General features: G+C 38.3%; 15 protein-coding genes and 3 pseudogenes. 11 read left to right on the plus strand and 7 right to left on the minus strand.

Going from position 1 to position 18,830, the window contains the following annotated elements; genetic code table 11:
• Positions 1–3: 3 nt before the first annotated feature.
• Positions 4–1,476 carry an ArnT family glycosyltransferase gene (locus G4P69_RS01735; protein WP_208338256.1) on the minus strand — a complete coding sequence of 491 codons (1,473 nt, stop codon included), beginning with the start codon at positions 1,474–1,476 and terminating at the stop codon, positions 4–6.
• 526 nt (positions 1,477–2,002) lie between these two features.
• Here G4P69_RS01735 and G4P69_RS01740 point away from each other — a divergent pair.
• The 11 genes and pseudogenes from G4P69_RS01740 to G4P69_RS01795 all read left to right on the plus strand — a co-directional run bounded on the left by G4P69_RS01740 (position 2,003) and on the right by G4P69_RS01795 (position 15,525).
• Positions 2,003–3,133: an alkaline phosphatase family protein gene (locus G4P69_RS01740; protein ID WP_208338255.1), complete on the plus strand. Its 1,131-nt coding sequence runs from the start codon at positions 2,003–2,005 to the stop codon at positions 3,131–3,133.
• 320 nt (positions 3,134–3,453) lie between these two features.
• Positions 3,454–3,840: pseudogene (locus tag G4P69_RS01745) on the plus strand (formylglycine-generating enzyme family protein); the annotation flags it as partial.
• 10 nt (positions 3,841–3,850) lie between these two features.
• Entirely contained in the window at positions 3,851–5,518 is a 1,668-nt protein-coding gene (locus tag G4P69_RS01750; RefSeq protein WP_208338253.1) for a mechanosensitive ion channel family protein, read from the plus strand.
• A gap of 212 nt (positions 5,519–5,730) precedes the next feature.
• Positions 5,731–6,738, plus strand: a complete 1,008-nt coding sequence (locus G4P69_RS01755) for a formylglycine-generating enzyme family protein (protein ID WP_208338252.1) — start codon at positions 5,731–5,733, stop codon at positions 6,736–6,738.
• A 533-nt stretch (positions 6,739–7,271) separates the two neighbouring features.
• A complete protein-coding gene (locus G4P69_RS01760) occupies positions 7,272–8,240 on the plus strand; it encodes a CHAT domain-containing protein (protein WP_243902863.1) in 969 nt (322 codons plus the stop codon).
• A 257-nt stretch (positions 8,241–8,497) separates the two neighbouring features.
• Positions 8,498–9,637: a hypothetical protein gene (locus tag G4P69_RS01765; RefSeq protein WP_208338250.1), complete on the plus strand. Its 1,140-nt coding sequence runs from the start codon at positions 8,498–8,500 to the stop codon at positions 9,635–9,637.
• A gap of 2 nt (positions 9,638–9,639) precedes the next feature.
• The gene (locus G4P69_RS01770; protein ID WP_208338249.1) at positions 9,640–10,626 is read left to right on the plus strand and encodes an AAA family ATPase; all 987 of its coding nucleotides are present in this window, start codon (positions 9,640–9,642) and stop codon (positions 10,624–10,626) included.
• 2,027 nt (positions 10,627–12,653) lie between these two features.
• Positions 12,654–13,481, plus strand: a pseudogene (locus G4P69_RS40870) (formylglycine-generating enzyme family protein); the annotation flags it as partial.
• Between the two features lie 90 nt (positions 13,482–13,571).
• A complete protein-coding gene (locus G4P69_RS01785; RefSeq protein WP_310833507.1) occupies positions 13,572–13,850 on the plus strand; it encodes a hypothetical protein in 279 nt (92 codons plus the stop codon).
• Between the two features lie 156 nt (positions 13,851–14,006).
• Entirely contained in the window at positions 14,007–15,068 is a 1,062-nt protein-coding gene (locus tag G4P69_RS01790; protein WP_208338248.1) for an RNA-directed DNA polymerase, read from the plus strand.
• A 94-nt stretch (positions 15,069–15,162) separates the two neighbouring features.
• Positions 15,163–15,525 (plus strand): four helix bundle protein, encoded by a 363-nt coding sequence (locus G4P69_RS01795; RefSeq protein ID WP_208338247.1) that lies wholly within the window; start codon positions 15,163–15,165, stop codon positions 15,523–15,525.
• Positions 15,526–15,895: 370 nt separating this feature from the next.
• On the opposite strand, the pseudogene G4P69_RS01800 reads toward G4P69_RS01795, so the two are convergent.
• The 6 genes and pseudogenes from G4P69_RS01800 to G4P69_RS01825 all read right to left on the minus strand — a co-directional run.
• Positions 15,896–16,120, minus strand: a pseudogene (locus G4P69_RS01800) (PIN domain-containing protein); the annotation flags it as partial.
• Between the two features lie 11 nt (positions 16,121–16,131).
• On the minus strand, positions 16,132–16,281 hold the full coding sequence (locus G4P69_RS01805; RefSeq protein WP_208338341.1) for a PIN domain-containing protein: 150 nt from the start codon (positions 16,279–16,281) through the stop codon (positions 16,132–16,134).
• Positions 16,271–16,519, minus strand: coding sequence for a hypothetical protein (locus G4P69_RS01810; protein ID WP_208338245.1), 249 nt, complete (start codon positions 16,517–16,519; stop codon positions 16,271–16,273). Before G4P69_RS01810 ends, G4P69_RS01805 begins: the two co-directional genes overlap by 11 nt.
• A 95-nt stretch (positions 16,520–16,614) precedes the next feature.
• Positions 16,615–17,205 carry a hypothetical protein gene (locus G4P69_RS01815; protein ID WP_208338244.1) on the minus strand — a complete coding sequence of 197 codons (591 nt, stop codon included), beginning with the start codon at positions 17,203–17,205 and terminating at the stop codon, positions 16,615–16,617.
• 8 nt (positions 17,206–17,213) lie between these two features.
• Positions 17,214–17,621, minus strand: coding sequence for a hypothetical protein (locus G4P69_RS01820; protein ID WP_208338243.1), 408 nt, complete (start codon positions 17,619–17,621; stop codon positions 17,214–17,216).
• A gap of 4 nt (positions 17,622–17,625) precedes the next feature.
• On the minus strand, positions 17,626–18,411 hold the full coding sequence (locus tag G4P69_RS01825) for a TIGR04255 family protein (RefSeq protein ID WP_208338242.1): 786 nt from the start codon (positions 18,409–18,411) through the stop codon (positions 17,626–17,628).
• Positions 18,412–18,830: the final 419 nt, after the last annotated feature.

Raw genomic sequence — 18,830 nt, forward strand, 5'->3', positions numbered from 1 at the left:
TGCTCAGTTTTTTCTCAACAAATAAAGTGAACCTACATGATTTTGATAGATTTTTAAATAGTGTTCATCGAGATAACTATTTACATAGCCACGAATAGTTTTAGATTTGCATAATAGAGCTTGCTCAGGGTGATAATTTTCAAAAACCGAAAGCAATTGTTGACGTGTTATAGTTTTTGACTCTATTCTTATGTGAGAGAGAACGCCAATCTCTGGTGGAACACGTAACCCCGAATAAAAAGCATAAATTGGACAGTCTGTAAAAACCCATTGAGTAGACTGTTTATGCTGTAACATGATATTAAGTAACTCGGTATTTTCTTTACCTTTCTGTAAATAGCTATGATTTTCTAATTGAATAATTACCAGCTTAATAGGGGTAACAAAAAGTGAGAAAATTAATGCTACCGCTGCAAAACTCTGGATTTGGTTTAGCTTGAAGTTATGGAGCCAATTCTTTTTCCGGAAAAAATCAAATGATAATGTAGCTCCATAAGTAGCTAACCAGGTTAGAGGAATAGAGATTAAAAGGTAGTGATGATACCAAACTGGTCGATGATGAATAAGTACAATAATAGCACTTATTAACCAAACAAGAGGAAAAGATTTTTCCCATTGTCGTTTTTTCAAAATAGTTATAATTGCAGGAATTGCTAAAAGTAAATAATCGAAGTCTTCCAAAAAAAATGACAACGTTAGTTTCAGGCTACTTTTCTGATTAAAACCTATTTTCACACTGTCATCCAAGTGGGATTTCAGTAGTTGCTGGCTATCAAGAGAGTTACATAAAGAACCAACAAGAATAAAAATAATAGAAAAAGAAGCTATCCATAAAAGAGTATCAATAAATAATTTTGTTCGACATAGCTTCTTAAGAAATGTGAATTTAATAATTTCAAATATAACTAAAGGAATTATAAATGCTGTAAATAGTTTTATTTGCAAAGATAAAGCTAGTAATGCCCCTGAAATAACAATAAAAAAACGAGACATTTTTTGTTCATAAAGAGTTAATAGATAAATTGAAAGCATAGCTAATGATATAGCTGGCACTCCAATCATCACAGAAACACTAACTCTAAGAAAATTGCAAGAAATAATTAACAATAAAGTTCCAACAATCGCTGAAAAGTTGCCTAAATGAATACGTAAAGTTTGGCAAAAAGACCAGATGAGTATCGTTGAAAAACTAAGAGTTAAAAGCCGCGCTATAAAGATTGATTTACCGAATAAACCAAGCCAGAATGATAAAATAATAGTGAAAAGAGGTGGTTGATCGTTCCAAATTTGCGTGTACAAAGCAAAGCCTTCTAAATGAAGCGAAGCTTTAATCAATTCAATTCCTTCATCACTAGTATCGAATTGAAAGACTTGCTCAATAGGCATAAAGTAAATTGCAAAAATAAAAAAACTCACTGGAAGAAAGATATTAAAGAATAGAAAATTTTTCACTTTAGTGGATAAAATTTGTTTCATGAATTTCTAAAATTACCATCATTCTTTGTATGCAAATTTACTAGCAGAATAAATGCGACAAGAAAGTTGCTACACCCTCTCTACAGAAGAATGTGAAAAGCTTATACTATAAGCTTTTACAAAACTAATCGCTACAATGCAATAAATTTTACTAACCGATAATGAAAACACAGGCTTGACATAAAAATACTTGCTTGATGTAGATATTAATACACAATTATGAATTTAGCGACAACAGTAAAGGTGATGATGGAAATAGGAGAAGCGCTAAGCCGTTCAAAACAGTTTTTCTGTGTATTGAGTGTAATATTATACTTTAATCAAATAAAATTTTTGTGTATAATGTGTATTACAACAACTTATTGTAAAATTTGTTTTCAATCGAACAATTTACTCATATAGAGAACAATTTAGTGCTATAAATTTAACGTCTTCTACTAGAGATTCTTGAAGACTAAAAAAAGCTTACGGTTGCAGTAACTCAGGCGAACTCTACCAAGAATAACCACCTCGCTTACAATAAATTATGTCTGTACGTCTACCTTATCAAACGACTCTTTTATCGCTTTGTGTTTTTACCTTAAGTCTGATGATGAACGCTTGCTCACCCAAGCAACAAAATATCAGTAACAAGACAGATGGAGCAGAACCTAATAACCAATCAGCCGTTGCGCAAGACAAAGGAATTCCTAAGTACGAACACATTTTTGTGATTGTTGAGGAAAACAAAGCTTATAAAGAAATCATTGGTAGTTCCAATGCTCCAAATATAAATCTACTTGCAAAAACCTATGGTTTAGCTTCTAACTTCTATGGTGAAGTACACCCCAGCGAAGCAAACTATATTGCAATGCTTGGTGGTAGTACTTTTGGTATTCATGACGATGATGCTTTCTATTGTCACCCGAATCAAGCAGACCGATTCTGTAGCAACTCTAAGCTACCAGACTATGCTAATCATACCGTTTCTAGTAAAAGCTTACTGGATCAACTCGAGGAAAAAGGGCTGACTTGGAAGGGTTACTTTGAGAGCATACCTGCTCCTGGATCAAAGGCTGTTGTCTATCCTAATGTGATTCGCGCACTTTATGCTTCTAAGCACAATGGCTTTATTAGCTTTAAGAAAGTTCAGGATGATCCTAACCAATTGAAAAAGATTGTAGGACTAGATCAACTTACAGCTGATCTCAAAAGTGGGAATGTTCCGAACTACAGTCACATCATAGCTAACCAATGTCATGAAATGCATGGTCTGCCAGAATGTTTTGGTACAGGAGGGTTAATTAGAACTGGTGACGCTTGGATTGGTAGAGTTGTAAAGCAAATTACAAGTTCTAGTCTCTGGAATTCGCCCGGCAACAATGCGATTATTATTACATGGGACGAGGATAACAATCCACGAGACAAAACAGGGACTCAAGGATGCTGTGGATTTGACCCCAAAAGTTATGCTAACTTTGGTGGTGGACAGATCCCTACGATTGTCATTACCAATCATGGACCGCGTGGGGTGGTAGATAACACTCCTTACAATCACTACTCTTTGCTACGAACAACTGAAGACGCTTTTGGAATTAGCGAATACCTTAATGAAGCGGGTAACACAAAGAATGGAGTTAAGCCAATGACCGCTCTATTTGCTACCAAATCTAAATAGATTGATTAAGTTAGAATAGAAATATATTCTAGAAGAAATTTAATTCCCAAACCCCAAGCGGAGAATATCATGAAAACATGAATGCTTATGCGCGAATGGGAGTTTTGTATTTTGTTATTTACAATCCTGATTTTTGGCGCAGAGATTCAGTCACTGCAAGTTGTAACAGCACATCCCACATTGGTGCCGAATATAAAGTATTGGCATCAAGAAGGGCGGAATCATGAGATGGCGATGCCAAAGGCGGGCTACGCCTACGCTACCTGGGGACTTTCCACGCAAGGCAAGCCAGTGTACACATATTTCCGCAACTGGCGCTCATGTCGGGACATGATGCGATCGCGTTCTGTGCTAAGCTATCTCAACGGACAGGTAAAACCTATCGTTTACCAAGTGAAGCAGAGTGGGAATATGCTTGTTGTGCTGGGATAACTACCCCGTTTTATTTTGGCGAGACGATTACTACTGATTTAGCGAATTATAACGGTGACTGTATTGGTCTATTTTTATTATTAAAAATTTACAATACTTATCCAAAAGGCGTTTACCGCCAGCAAACAACCGAAGTAGGAAAATTTCCACCAAATGCTTGCGGTTTATATGATATGCATGGTAATGTATGGGGACGTTGTTAAGATACCTGGTATTATAAATATCAAGGTGCGTCAGATGACAGCGGTGCATGGATGAACGATACTAATAATAATTATTAATAATATGTTTTTGATCCTTACAGGCACTCCGCAACCGATAGGCTCGGCATCAGCTAAACTACAACAACCATTATTCTTAATTCCTACTTCGGGAGAAATTACCTCTTTTGGAAGCACCTTGGTGATTTCTCTGCTCATAGCGTTGTTGAGCTACGTGGCAATATTTTATGGGTTGCGCCTACTATTTCGTCGATGGCAAAACGAAATAGGGCTTGTCACTTTAAATATTTCGCAAATTCCTGTATTAGCAATCCTGATACTTTTTAGCCTCAAAACCTCTTTTCAGAGATTGTCTCAAACGATAGTTCTTGAGTGGACTGACCGTCTATTAACGGCTTTGATGGTAGCAGCGGTAAGTTATTGGGTTGCTCAGCTATTTACTCAAGTTATTGGTTACTACTTGAAAAAGTATGCACAACAAAGTGAGGCAATGTGGGATGATGTCTTGATTCCACTTTTAGAAGGTGTCGTTCCAGTTATAGTATACTTGTTCGGTATCTTCTTGTTCTTACAATCATTTAATATTGATTTAACTGGAATTTGGGTAGCTTTGGGTGGTGCTACATTTGTAATAGGTTTTGCACTTAAGGATATCTTAGCCAATTTCTTTAGTGGTTTAGTCTTGTTAATTGATACACCCTTTCAATTCGGAGATGTCATCTCTCTACCAAACGGTTCACTCGCAGTTATTAAAAAAGTTGGTATTCGATTAACCAACTTATTTCTTATTGAGAACCATTGTGAGTTATTCATACCAAATGGTTCTTTAGAAAGCCAAAACATCATGAATCTGAGTCGTCCTGGACCTTTTTATTACTATTCTCTTCATTTGCCTCTTAGAGCAGATACTGCTCCAGATAAAGCAAAGAAAATTATTAGCGAAGTTATCTTGGCACATCCAGATACTTTGGGGAATATTGATGAGAAGCTTAGAGTCTTAGATACTTATTATGAATTTGAAAATAACGAGTTTAGTGACTATAAACGGTCTAAGAAAGAAGCCGGAAAGCGACGATTAATAGCAGAAAGACATTTGAATAATAAGCTTATAGAAATCAAACAAACACTTCAAGATTTAGCAGATAAAATTCAAATGTTTGAAAAGGGTGGATTGGATATAGAAGAATCAAGAACAATTCAAAATTACTATCTGGATATTACCACAAGTATTGGTTTAGAAGTGATGAAAGAGCGTTCTGGCAAACGGCGTTTGTTGAGCCTCGAAGAATCGCAGATCCTAGAAAATACACTCATAGGGTTGGTGAGAAATTGGTATAAAATTTGGTCACAAGATCCAGATTTAATAGAGGAAGATCCCTATTTCTTGGAGGAAGAATGGGAGAGAAAAATTCAGTTACTTAAGCGAAGAATAAATAAAGTCTTTATCAAAATTTCGCAACCAAGTATTGATGAACAAAGACTAGATGATTATACATTGAGTATAATCAGATGGCTGAATCAAAATTTCAAAAGTACCCAACCAGTTTGGCAGGATCCTAAAGTTTGGGCTGATGGAATAAGAATAGCAGACACTATCGCCACTATGGACTACGTCGTGAAATTTTACGTTGATAATATTAAGTTAGAACAATGTCAACGTGGAAACCGAATCAAAAGTGAAGTTCAAGGAGAACTGATTCGGCAAATGAAACAACTCTATATCTATCGTTAATGAATTCTTCAGAGTTTAGCAATGCATAGCCACGGCTAATGTCTAATTCTTCCGTGACTTCAGCCAAGGAGGTTTGACGGAAGAATTCTGATAGTTTAGTTGGTTGATCTGAGTGGGTGTTTTTATTATGAAATGCTAATTCGATACTTTCCCTCTTATCACGAAGAGCATCTGAAGGTAGTCCATTACGAGATCACTTGTTGTTAAGCTTTATGACAGAACAGCCAAAACTCGCTGTTGAGGTGCTAGATAGTTTCGGTCATTTACTAGAAAACCAAAAAAGAAGCACTCCACAGACTAGAAAATTAACTCGCCGACAGTTTATCAAAGGGGTTGGTTTTGCTAGTGCAGGATTGCTAGGAGTAATAACGCTGCAGCGAGTGTTTCAGGAGAATCTGCAGCAGTTTGAATTTCAGGTAGTGAAGGTGGATGCAACAGGAAAAATTATCAAGAGCAACACTAGTAGCGCAAATTTCTTTACTGAAGATTTGGGCAATGGTGTCACTTTGGATATGGTGGAAATTCCTGGGGGTAAGTTTGTTATGGGTTCCCCGTCAACAGAAAAGGATAGATCTGATTCTGAACGTCCACAGCACAATGTTACAATTAAACCTTTTTATATAGGCAAGTTTACCATTACCCAACAGCAATATCAGGCAGTTATGGGGAAAAATCCCTCCAACTTCAAAGGAGAAAAACGACCTGTTGAACAAGTAAGCTGGGATGATGCGATCGCGTTCTGTGATAAACTATCTCAAAGGACAGGTAAAACCTATCGGCTACCAAGTGAAGCTGAGTGGGAATATGCTTGTCGTGCTCTTACAACTACCCCGTTTTATTTTGGTGAGACAATTACTACGGATTTAGCGAATTATTACGGTAGCTCAACTTATGCATCTGAACCAAAAGGCGTTTACCGTCAGCAAACAACCGAAGTAGGAAAATTTCCACCAAACGCTTGGGGTTTATATGATATGCATGGTAATATATGGGAGTGGTGTCAAGATACCTGGCATGATAGCTATGAAGGTGCGCCGGTTGACGGCACTGCATGGGTGAGCGATGATAAAAATAATACACTACATCTGCTGCGGGGTGGTGCTTGGAACAACGTTCCGAGAATATGCCGAACAATAGATCGCGATTGGTTCGCGCGCGACTACTCGGACAGCAATGTAGGTTTTCGCGTGGTTGCGGTTAGTGCAGCCAGGACTGTTTAGCACTTTATTAATTCTTCCAAGCGGCTAAACTTCTCTAGTAAACCTAACATTGTTACTGCTCCAACATTCCTTTAATTTTAACTATGAAGTGATGCACCTATCTTTCTGTTAGGTAAACTTGACGCGATCGCTCCCAACATAGATATTCGTGGTAAAATACAGCAAGCTGACCTCAAACGCTCAGCAAAAAGTCTCAATCCTGACGGATGGCGACGAGTTAACAACAGCCCGAATCCTTTTAAAAGCTTGCAGCGCTACTTGGGAGTAATACCGTTTCTTTATGAAGCTGCATTTATGAACCCCCCGGCTGCGCCGTCCCCCCTTACCAAGGGGGGACTACAGGGGGGTAAAGTTATGTGCGTCTTCATATAAAATTGGGAGTAGCACCAGAGCAAGGGGAAAAAGCTGTTTCGGTGATTGGGTTTTGAAGAGAAACAGACAGAAGATTGCGGAAAATTGTATGCTCAGCTTGTATTAAGGCTTGAACGTTAGTAAATTTTCCTATCTTCATGAAACCCGCGAAAAAAATATTAATGTTATCAGCAAATCCTAAGAACACAAATCCTTTACGCTTAGGGGAAGAAGCACGGAAAATTCAAGAAGCGTTGAAACTAGCTAAACATCGAGATGAGTTTGAAATTGCGACTTCTTGGGCAGTACGAGTAGAAGATTTACGCCGTGCAATGATAGACTATCAACCGAATATCATTCATTTTTCCGGACATGGAGTGGGAGCAGAGGGTTTGGCATTTGAAGATAATTCTGGGATGACGCAGTTGGTGAGCAGCGAGGCTATAGCAAGTTTATTTGAATTGTTTCGTGGAACAGTTGAGTGTGTCCTACTTAACGCCTGCTATAGCGAAGTTCAAGCACAAGCAATTCACCAGCACGTTGATCACGTAATTGGGATGAATCAGTCAATTGGGGACGTAGCTGGAATTGAATTTACTATTGGCTTTTATGATGCTTTGGGTGCTGGAGAAAGCTATGACTATGCTTTTAGGATGGGGTGTAATGCTATTCAGCTAAAAGCTAGCCAGGAAAATTCAACACCAGTCATTAAATCTAGACCATCTTCTGTTTCTGTTAAAAAAGCTGTAAAATCCGATGTTATGTCTGAAAAAAAATCACAACAAAAATCCAGTGAGGGAATTGTCTTTAACATTAGCGGTGCTAAAATAGGCGGTGGGATACAAGCTGTACAGGGTGATAACAATCTACAAAGCATGACTAACTATGCAGCTATTGAACAAAAGTTAAATCTTGCAGAAGTTGCAAAAGAAATTCAACAACTTTTGCAAAAAATAGAAAATTCAAATCCTGCCACAACGAGATTAGAAAAACTAATGATTGTTACTAAAGCTGTTGAACACATTGAAAATAATTCAGCCTTGAAAGCGCGTGTATTAGAATTAATCAACGCAGATAGAAAAGAAGCTTTAAAAAAAGAAATTAACCACCCGTTAGCAAAGATTGTACTAGAATCTATAGAAGATTTGTAAAAAATCAGTGTTTATACCAATTTTCTGTGAAGCTGCACATTATTTTTACCCCTCCTAACCTCCCCTTTCCAAGGGGAGGAAAGAAGGCGGTGGGTTTCTTTCTACACGTCTTCACATAAAAATGGTATTAAGTGATAACTGCTAACTGTTGACGAGTGGTGCATTCTGACTCCTGACTCCTGACTCCTGACTCCTTTTTATACTATATCTCTCATCAATTATCTTGAGTTTCTAGTATCTTTAACGCAAACTGATAAATGAGTAACAATTTACCCCCTGAAGATAATTTACCACTCATTAAAGACTCAAATATTGAATTCCAGGCAAAAAATTCCACAATTGATGGTGGAGTAAAAGTTATTCAGGGGAACGACAATATCCAGATTCACCAGGTTGTTGTTGGAAAGGTCACCTTTGAAAGTAGTATTCGGAAGCATGTAAAACGACCTCGTTCTGAACAGGAACCTCCCTCTCTGCTGCCATATTTAGTAAATAGAAAAGAACAGGAAGAGGAGTTAGAAAACGCAGTTAAACTGTTGTTGAAACAAGTCCATCCTCGCCCTCTAGTTTGCATTATTCATGGTAGCGAATTTCAAGGTCATTATCAATTTTTAAAGCGGTTGCAAAAATCCTTTCTGCCAAGATTTTTAAAATTAGATCCAACCCAGAAGGTACAGGAATACTGTCTCGAGTGGCCGACTGGATTAAAAAATTTAGATCTACTGAAGGATCGGTTATGCAAAAATCTAGTAACCAAAGTTCTAGGTCATGATTTTGATTGTCCGGAAGAAATTAATGCTACTTTAAAAGAAATAAATGCAAGCTTCTGCAAATACCCTAGTCCAATTGTCATTGATACTCATATACGTACTCAAGACTGGCAGCAGCAAGGATTTGAAATATTAAATAAACTGTTGGAGTTTTGGGACAATTGGCCTGATCTTATTCCAGGACAGAGACTCATAGTCTGTGTATTTATTAAATACACTATCTATCTGCACAAACATACTGAAGAATTTTCGTTTCCACGGATTTTCAATTGCTTGCCCAGTTTGTACAAGCGGCATTACTATCAAAGTATAAATAAAAAGATTTCAAAAGTACTTAATAAATCAAAAAATAAACATTTTAATCGCTTATCGTATACTATCTTGTCAGAATTGAAAAATATTAACATAATGCATGTTGAACACTGGGTACGCGATAAAGAAACGAAACAGTTTGTTGGTGAGGAGAAGACTCAGAAACTGATTAATGACGTAACACTTATGTTTAATCATTGGGGAAAGGACACAATTCCTATGGATGATTTAGCTGATGAGTTAACTCGCCTACTAAAGTCACTAAAAGTTACTAATTATACTCATGATAAGAAAAAGCCTAATAGGAGCAAATAGATATGAAATTTCCATTCTACAGAGGTGATGGAACTCGACAGCAGTATGAATCGCCAGCAAAACTACCTATCTCTAGGCGTTCTCTACTACTGAAGCCAGAATATTACATTGCTGATCTAGGACTTAAAGATGCTTGTAATGTAGCCCTCTTATTGGGACAACCCCTTCTGCTTACGGGAGAACCCGGAACTGGAAAGACTCAATTTGCCTACAGTCTTGCATGGGAACTTGGTTTCGATCCACCATTAAAGTTTGAAACTAAGTCTACTAGTACCGCTCGGGATCTTTTCTATACCTATGATGCATTGAAACGTTTCCAAGATGCCCAAAGCGGTGTTTTATCAAGCCCCTTGGATTATATCACCTACCAAGCTCTGGGGCTGGCGATTTTACTAACCCGAGATCCGGCTGAGGTTGAGCAAATCTTACCATCAAATTTCGCACATCCTGGCAAAGTACGCTCTGTTATTTTAATTGATGAAATTGATAAAGCTCCTCGTGACTTCCCAAATGATCTGCTCAATGAACTGGAACACATGTATTTTCGTATTCCAGAGTTAGGAAATAAAATAATTGAAACTGATCCAGCACTCCAACCCATTGTAATTATTACCAGCAATACTGAAAAGGATTTGCCAGATGCCTTTCTACGGCGTTGCATTTATTATGATATTCCCTTCCCAGAGCATGAGAGACTTGCAGAAATTATTGCCAACCGCCTTGGACTTTATAATGGTAGCAGCAATCCATTTTTACAAGATGCTCTTGACTTATTTTATCAATTACGTTCCCCTCAAAGTGGTTTAAGGAAAAAACCTGCAACAGCTGAACTATTAGGTTGGCTCTTGGCTCTAAAAACCGTTGCTGGTGATACACCTAATCCCTTAGATAAATTAGATCTGGTTCAAGCTACCCTCAGTAGCTTAGTCAAAACTTCCGAAGATCAAGAAAAAGCTAGACAACTTGTAAAGCAATGGATGCTGCAATAGAAATAAATATCCCTGACTGGTTAAATCGCAATGTTCTAACCGATTTTATTGATGAACTCAGAGATGCAGGCTATAACATTGGCATTGCTCAGTATATTGCAGCTTATGATTTAATCTTAGCACTAACGGCTCAGGGTGAACCCTTGAATAAACCAGAGCGTCTCAAAACTCTGCTTGGACCAATCTTTTGTAGTTCACCAGCTGAGCAGGAAGATTTTCAGCAACGCTTTGACCGTTGGGTTGAGTTGGTTTGTCAAACTGGTCGCGCAACGGAGGGAGCAGATGTAAAAGCTCAAGCATTATCAGAAGAATTAGGAAAGATCGAAAGGCGTTTGCCTCAGTTAAATAGAAGACTTATTCTAATTGCTCTAACAGGAATCATTCTACCCTTGTTCTTGGAACAGTCTATAAAAGATGAGAGTACTAGGCCAAAACAACCTTCTGCGAAACAACCTTCCGCAAAACAACCTTCTACAACACAACCTTCTACAACACAACCTTCTACAACACAACCTTCTACAACACAACCTTCTACAACATTTGTAACGCCACGCAATCGAGACTTTCCACAGGATTGGCAGATATATTTGTTCTCTTTTTTGCTTACTTCTGGTATTATTTTTATAGTGTGGCGTTTATGGTGGTTATGGCGTGCTCGCCTGTTCTTACAGCGTCATGGAACTACGAAACAGCCTGAGCTATATAAGATTGCTTTCCGTGAATTTGAGCAAAACTTATTCCCTACAATTATATTGATACATGCTGCTCAGAGTTTAAGGTATCGAATCCGTATCCCATCCGATGAACTTGATATTGATAAAACCATTGATGCAACTTTTCGCCAAGGAGGATGGCTGACACCAGTATACGGTATTCGTCAAGTTCTTCCCGAGTATCTGTTTCTTATTGATCGTGCTAGCTACTCTGATCATCAGGCTAAATTTATAGAAGAGATGGTTGAGCGCCTTAAACACAATGGAGTTTTTATCACAAGCTATTTCTTTGATGATGATCCGCGAATTTGCTTTCCTAGTGATGGTATAAGCTCTCCACAGAAACTTAACGAAATAGCAGCAAAATTTGCTCAACATCGCCTTGTTATCGTCTCAGATATAGAGAAGCTATTTAGTTCTCAAACTGGTGAGCTAGAATCTTGGGTGAGTCAAATGACAAGCTGGGAGCATAGAGCTATTTTAACCCCAAAACCTTTCGAAAGTTGGGGATATCAAGAGTTAGAACTCGCACGCCAGTTTATTGTTTTACCCGCAACTCCTCAAGGGGTGCGATCGCTTAGCCAAGTTTTACATCACGGATCTGCAACCTACGTTCTCTCTGAAAAAGACCAAAATCCTCTACCGGAAACGTTGCGTACTCAACCCCATTACTGGATTGAGCGCAACCCGCCAAAACCTGAGCAGATCAATACAATGTTAAACTCATTGCAGGAATATCTCGGCGAAGACGGTTTTTACTGGCTCAGCGCTTGTGCTGTTTTTCCGGAGTTACATTGGAACATTACAATCTATCTGGGTAATGCTCTCAAAACAGAGGACAGTCAAAGTCTTTTGGAGGTTTGTTCACTAACTAATCTGGCTCGCTTACCCTGGTTTCGTTATGGTTACATACCAGATTGGTTGCGTTCTCGTCTCATTGCAACCCTTACATACGAACAGAAGCATACAATCCGCACTGCACTTCAAGATTTACTCATCACTGCTGTTCAGGGATCTGTAGGTAGACAGCAATTAGAAGTTGCACAAAAGCATCACAGTTTTCTACCTAAACTTGCTAATTCGATACTTTCCCTGTTATCTAGAAGAGCGACTGAAGGTAGTCCATTACGAGACTACTTGTTTTTAAGCTTTATGACGGGACAGCCAAAACTCGCTGTTGAGGTGCTAGATACTTTCAGTCATTTACTACAAAAGCCACAAAGAATCACTCGGCGACAGTTTATCAAATGGGCTGGTTTTGTTAGTGCAGGATTCGTAGGAGCAATAGCGCTGCAGCAACTGTTTCAGGAGAATCTGCAGCAGTTTGAATTTCCGGTAGTGAAGGTGGATGCAACAGGAAAAATTACCAACCGCACGAATAAACAAGCAAATTTCTTTACTGAAGATTTGGGTAATGGTGTGACTTTAGATATGGTAGAAATTCCTGGGGGTAAGTTTGTTATGGGTTCCCCGTCAACAGAAAAGGATAGATCTGATTCTGAAGGTCCACAGCACAATGTGACGATTAAACGTTTTTTCATGGGCAAGTTTACCATTACCCAGCAGCAATATCAGGCAGTTATGGGGAAAAATCCCTCGAACTTCAAAGGAGAAAAACGACCTGTTGAAGGAGTAAGTTGGGATGATGCGATCGCTTTCTGTGCTAAACTATCTCAAAGGACAGGTAAAACCTATCGGCTACCAAGTGAAGCTGAGTGGGAATATGCTTGTCGTGGTTGGACTACTACGCCGTTTTATTTTGGTGAGACGATTACAACGGATTTAGCAAATTATAACGGTGACTATACTTATGCATCTGAACCAAAAGGCGTTTACCGTCAGCAAACAACCGAAGTAGGAAAATTTCCACCAAACGCTTGCGGTTTATATGATATGCATGGTAATATATGGGAGTGGTGTCAAGATACCTGGCATGATAACTACCAAGGTGCGCCAGATGACGGCACTGCATGGGTGAGCGATAATAATGTTAATAATTCTCGACGTCTGCTGCGTGGCGGTTCGTGGGTCAACGATCCGAGGTTCTGTCGTTCGGCGTTTCGCGTCAGGCTCGCGCGCGCCTTCTCGAACGACCTTGTGGGTTTTCGCGTGGTCGTGGTTGGTGCAGCCAGGACTCATTAGCCCTTTACTCTCTTGCACTTTTGCACTCTACCCTCTATTATTTACCTTTACTCCGCCGCAGGCGGATCGATTTTTTTTGAGTTTTTTAAGATGAGCGATTTGCCTATTATACAGAAAACCTACGATTTGATCAAGTGGTATGTCCCAATTTTAAACCGCGTGCCGAGAGAACATAAATTTTTATTGGCAAACCGGATGATTACAGGACTGTACGATATTCGGGATGCTCTGATCGTAGCACGGTATTCCACCAAAGACAAGTTAGCTCAGTTAGAATCTTTGAAGAAGAATTCAGGAGTCAGAATTCAGGAGTCAGAACAAGAGCGTAAGGGATTCGATTCAAACCTGCCACTAATTGCAGACCGCTAAATCTTCTCCTATCGGAGACGCTACGCGTAGCTTGCTTCCCCAAAGGGGTACGATTTAGCCGGGGTCTTAAGCCCCTTAACTCATCTGCCAGTCGTACAGAATTCATGCGCTCATTCTGACTCCTGATTCCTGAGTTCTATTTAATAAGACAACAGCATGAAACGACATGGTAATCTGTGGAAGGACGTTATCGCGTTTGAGAATTTACTAACAGCTAGCCGGAAAGCACAACGGGGCAAACGTTTTCGAGACAATGTTCTGTCGTTCAATTACAATCTAGAGAAAGAGCTATTTCAACTACAAGCAGAATTACAGTCAAAAACATACAATCCCGGTTTATATACAACATTTCGGATTTTTGAACCAAAGCCACGTCTGATTTCTGCTGCTCCTTATCGCGATAGAGTAGTACATCACGCTCTTTGCAACATTATTGCTCCTATTTTTGAAAGAACATTCATTCATGATTCCTACGCTAACCGCGTTGGTTTTGGCAGTCACCGCGCGTTACGTCGTTTTACAAGCTTTGCGCGCTCAAGTCGCTACATTCTGCAATGCGATATTCGCAAATATTTTCCCAGCATCGACCATGAAATTTTAAGGTCACTGGTACGCCGTAAAATCAAATGCCGTGATACACTCTGGCTAATCGACAATATTATTGATGCAAGTAACCCTCAAGAACCAGTTATCGATTACTTCCCTGGTGATGATTTACTTATGCCTTTGGAACGACGAAGAGGCTTGCCAATTGGTAATTTAACCAGCCAATTCTTTGCGAATGTATACCTTAACAGTTTAGATCATTTTGTTAAAGAACAAATCAAAGCGACCAAATATGTTCGCTACGTTGATGATTTTGCTTTGTTTTCAGATGACCGAGAATTTTTAGAAAACGCAAGACGAGAAATCGAAGAACACCTTGCTAGTCTGAGGCTCAAGCTTCATCCTGTTAAGAGCCAATTATTTCAGACAAAACACGGTGCCAATTTTGTTGGTTTTCGCATCTTACCAAATCGGATTCGAGTAAGGAACGATAATCTGCGTCTCGCAAGGCGAAGATTACGAAAGATGGTTTTAGACTATAGAGAGGGCAAAATTACCCAACAGGAAGTATCTCAGTCAATTCGGAGTTGGATTGGTCACTTAAAACATGGAGATACTTGGCGATTGCGCCAGGAAATATTTAGTTCTCTCGTGTTTTCAAAAAAACCCTAATATGTTATCCTCAACTGTGGGGTAGGCAATACCGACTGCTGCGTGGCGGTTCGAATTCAGTTATCAGTTATCAGTTATCAGTTATCAGTCGATTATGAATAGTTTAGTTTATGAGAAAGCGTATAAATTTGCCATTCGCATTGTAAACGCATACAAATATCTTTCTGAAGAGAAGAAAGAATATATTTTATCAAAGCAATTAATTAGAAGCGGAACCTCAATTGGAGCTAATATCGCTGAAGCTAATGGAGCAATATCTCAAGCAGATTTTTGCTGCAAAATTTCTATTGCTTATAAAGAATGCTTGGAAACGAAATATTGGCTTTCTTTGTTAAAAGATACAGCATACATTGAGCAGAAAGCATTTGATAGCATTTATGAAGATGCAGATGAAATAGGAAAAATTCTATTTTCAATCCTTAAAAAAACAAAAATTAAACAACAATCAATAGAATGATAACTGATAACTGATAACTGATAACTGATAAGTGGGGTTGGAAACAATCTTCGAAAATAAAACTGAGTCGGATAGCTTAGTAGGCTGCAAAGTCGAACGGTTTGTCTGACTTATTGAAGTTTATAGGTCAATATGGTTCAGTTAAAGCCTAAAGTTGTGTAGTTGTGTAGTTGTGTAGGTTGGGCTGAGGGACGAAGACCAACATTTTTAGAATTTCGTTGGGCAACACGAGCGTTCAACCCAACCTACCACTAAGCCTTAACTGAACCGTATTGGGTTATAGATCTGCAATCAGTCAACCAAAAAGTTTTTCTCCAAAGAGCAATGCCTGCGGCGGGCTGCGCCTACGCTAATTTGTTTGTAGCCTATGTTACTGTATTTCCCAATCTTCAATCAGCAAGTTATTAACACGCTTAAATTCTCTAGTATTATGGGTAATGAGAGTTAAATTATTTGTCAGCGCGATCGCAGCAATTTGTAAGTCATAAGCTCCGATGGGAGTGCCTAATGCTTCTAGCCCAGATCGAATCGTTCCAAATGTCATACTTACTAGATCATCAAACGGTAGTGATGTGAATTGGGCTAAAAATTTTTGCTATATAAAACCTATTTTAACTGAGATAAAATAGAAATTGAGAATATGAGAACGCCAATATCCTGAGCTAGATCTAATGCTTGACGTGGCTTGCTTTGACTAAACAAAAATGCACTAATCACCACATTAGTATCAAAAACAAACCGTTGTTTATTCGTCATCGTTTAAAATCGATTCTAAGATTTCAGGCGTTAATCCTCGCTGTTGTGCTTCAAAGCTTGCTTTATCCATCGTGTTTCTCAGGCGTGAAATTGCCTCAGGTTGAGGTATTGTAAATGAAGACTGCATAATTGCTGCAATTTTGATCTGCAATTGTTCGCGCTCTTCTTCTGTAGCATCGCGGTATGCTTGTGCTACCTCAGAGGGAACTTTAATAGTAATTTCTTCTTTAATAGTCATGGGCTATTGGCGTAAATAATTTTGTGTGAGTACTTGTAAGCTGTTGCGCATTTAATTTGTATATGGGACGCGGGCAAGATGCCTGCAATACATTGTCATAACTTTTCACTTTCATGTTGTTCAGGAAGTGCAATACGTCCATGATAGTCATGATAACGATGCGAAAAGTGTTCTAAATATGGACATTCAAGAACTGTGCGTCGTCTAGCAGTATGCTGACTGATTTGGTGATACAAAAATCCGGCATCTATTGCAAAAACTTTTTTGAAATCTACTGTTAATTCTGGTAACCCTTCCTGACTTAATTCGCAATTTGAAGGTACTTTTTCAAAGAAATGAAATTGCTGATGACGGTTAGATTTCACCAAGTTCCAATCAGATGAGTTTATCCGCAGAGTTTTATCATAACGAATATCTTGCGCTGTATAAACTTCACAAAGAATGACTGAATTTAACAATTTATATATTTTATCTTGATTTTGCCTAGCTGTATAATCCCAATCTAAATCGCAATCTTGCGTCACAATAATTGCGTAAGGATGAATTATCGGTCGAAACTGGGTTTTATCTAGCTCTGGAGATGATTCGTCAGGAACAGGTCTAAACTGTATTACTCCCGTTAAAATTTCTCCCTGCCTAAGAGCCTCTTTTTCATCCGAGGCTCGATAAATCAAACTTTTGGGCATGATGAAAGCTATTCAAAATTAAGAATTAAAGGTGGTCTGACTTCTGTTGGTAACACGCTATTAGTAATAACTTCTAAATTTTGGGGTAAGCTAGTTTGTTGCAAATCAGAGGTACTATCCTTATAGTATTCCACCATGCTTTCAAGGGCTTCCGATGCTTCTTGTAAGCCTTCTGTTTTAGAATTCCCAAAAAGAATACTAATTAAAGTTAAACATTTGATTAATAGAACGCTGTTTTGATGTACTTGGTTTGTCAATTCGTCAGCGAAAGGTGATTCTATCGAAAATGTAATTTTTAAATTGGATATATTAGGCGATAAAGTTTGCCAATTATGTGTTTGGGCAGGGGTTGATATTAGTTCGTACCTTTGCCCGATTATATGATTACTTTGAGTTACACCAGTTATTCTTTGCATATATCTATATAGTTTGAGGTCGCATTGTGTTGTGTAATTCTTCTGTGATACTCCAGCGAAAAAGATTTCTGGCTACACGATTTGCTTTGTCGAATGTATTCCAGACATTTTCACCTTTTTCTATCTTTTGTTCTGTAAAAAAATCAGCATCTAACAAATAAGATGTTTCATCAAGATTTTTTTCTATATCTCTGACTTGAACAAGTCCATGATTAAAATTGACCTGACCAAATTCGGTTCGTAATTGTAAATTTTTAAGTAAATTTATTATTGATTCTTCTAGCTCTGGAGTATATAGCTCATACGCGATATGTTTAGGGATTAATTCAATCCATTTTTTGTTGGTAATGTTCAGTTTTGACCTAATAATTAAATCCCGATATCTTAAACCTATTCTTGAATAAAAAGATGGATTATATATTTGCTCAAAAATTTCTACAGCATATTTGAATCTTCCAATGAATTTTTCATATCTTTCATATTTATTAGTCACAAGTGTGATAGAGTTTTTATCTACAGAAATCTGCCAACTTAAATCTTCTGATTTAAATTGATACATTAAATCACTAGCAATACTTGAATTAAATTGGGTTAAAACATTTGACAACTCAACTGGTACTTGCAAGTTTTTAGAAGCTTCAAAAATAGGGTATTCAAATCTTAACCTATCTTGAAAATCTACAGGTTCTTGACTTGTAATTTTCAAAATAGTTGGAAATCTAATCTGAGCAATCACCTCGATTAGAGGATTATACTCATAAATAACTCTTTCATAATCTGGGAGCTTCATCTTTAAAAAATGCTATGACCGAGTGAGATAACCTTTCATCTTATAGATTAGCCTAATTCCGAGCATTAGTCAGTAATGTTTCCCACACTTAAAAATAATAGCAGGGAATCTTATTGCTGACTATAGGGAAAACTTATGTCCCTGCCGCATCTCCCAACCGGAGCCACAAGGACTATATACTAATGTGGGTTTGAACCACATAGGCAATTCTCGCCCCAAAGTGAAGTTTCCCACCAGACTTATTAGGTGCGATCGCTCCCAACATAGATATTCGTGGTCAAATACAGCAAGCTGACCTCAAACGAGCAGCAAAAAGTCTCAATCGTGACTGATGGGGACGAGTTAACAACAGCATAAATCCTTAGCTGTTTCGGTGATTGGGTTTTGAACAGAAACAGACAGAAGATTGCGGAAAATAG

It is taken from the genome of Aetokthonos hydrillicola CCALA 1050, assembly GCF_017591665.1.
Lineage (GTDB): Bacteria > Cyanobacteriota > Cyanobacteriia > Cyanobacteriales > Nostocaceae > Aetokthonos > Aetokthonos hydrillicola.

Coding starts and splice junctions, on each gene's coding strand:
- G4P69_RS01790 (WP_208338248.1), top strand. CDS start 14,007: ATGAAACGACATGGTAATCTGTGGAAGGACGTTATCGCGTTTGAGAAT.
- G4P69_RS01765 (WP_208338250.1), top strand. CDS start 8,498: ATGAGTAACAATTTACCCCCTGAAGATAATTTACCACTCATTAAAGAC.
- G4P69_RS01760 (WP_243902863.1), top strand. CDS start 7,272: ATGTTATCAGCAAATCCTAAGAACACAAATCCTTTACGCTTAGGGGAA.
- G4P69_RS01810 (WP_208338245.1), bottom strand. CDS start 16,519: ATGACTATTAAAGAAGAAATTACTATTAAAGTTCCCTCTGAGGTAGCA.
- G4P69_RS01825 (WP_208338242.1), bottom strand. CDS start 18,411: ATGAAGCTCCCAGATTATGAAAGAGTTATTTATGAGTATAATCCTCTA.
- G4P69_RS01820 (WP_208338243.1), bottom strand. CDS start 17,621: ATGCAAAGAATAACTGGTGTAACTCAAAGTAATCATATAATCGGGCAA.
- G4P69_RS01770 (WP_208338249.1), top strand. CDS start 9,640: ATGAAATTTCCATTCTACAGAGGTGATGGAACTCGACAGCAGTATGAA.
- G4P69_RS01750 (WP_208338253.1), top strand. CDS start 3,851: ATGTTTTTGATCCTTACAGGCACTCCGCAACCGATAGGCTCGGCATCA.
- G4P69_RS01795 (WP_208338247.1), top strand. CDS start 15,163: ATGAATAGTTTAGTTTATGAGAAAGCGTATAAATTTGCCATTCGCATT.
- G4P69_RS01755 (WP_208338252.1), top strand. CDS start 5,731: ATGACAGAACAGCCAAAACTCGCTGTTGAGGTGCTAGATAGTTTCGGT.
- G4P69_RS01740 (WP_208338255.1), top strand. CDS start 2,003: ATGTCTGTACGTCTACCTTATCAAACGACTCTTTTATCGCTTTGTGTT.
- G4P69_RS01815 (WP_208338244.1), bottom strand. CDS start 17,205: ATGCCCAAAAGTTTGATTTATCGAGCCTCGGATGAAAAAGAGGCTCTT.
- G4P69_RS01785 (WP_310833507.1), top strand. CDS start 13,572: ATGAGCGATTTGCCTATTATACAGAAAACCTACGATTTGATCAAGTGG.
- G4P69_RS01735 (WP_208338256.1), bottom strand. CDS start 1,476: ATGAAACAAATTTTATCCACTAAAGTGAAAAATTTTCTATTCTTTAAT.
- G4P69_RS01805 (WP_208338341.1), bottom strand. CDS start 16,281: ATGACGAATAAACAACGGTTTGTTTTTGATACTAATGTGGTGATTAGT.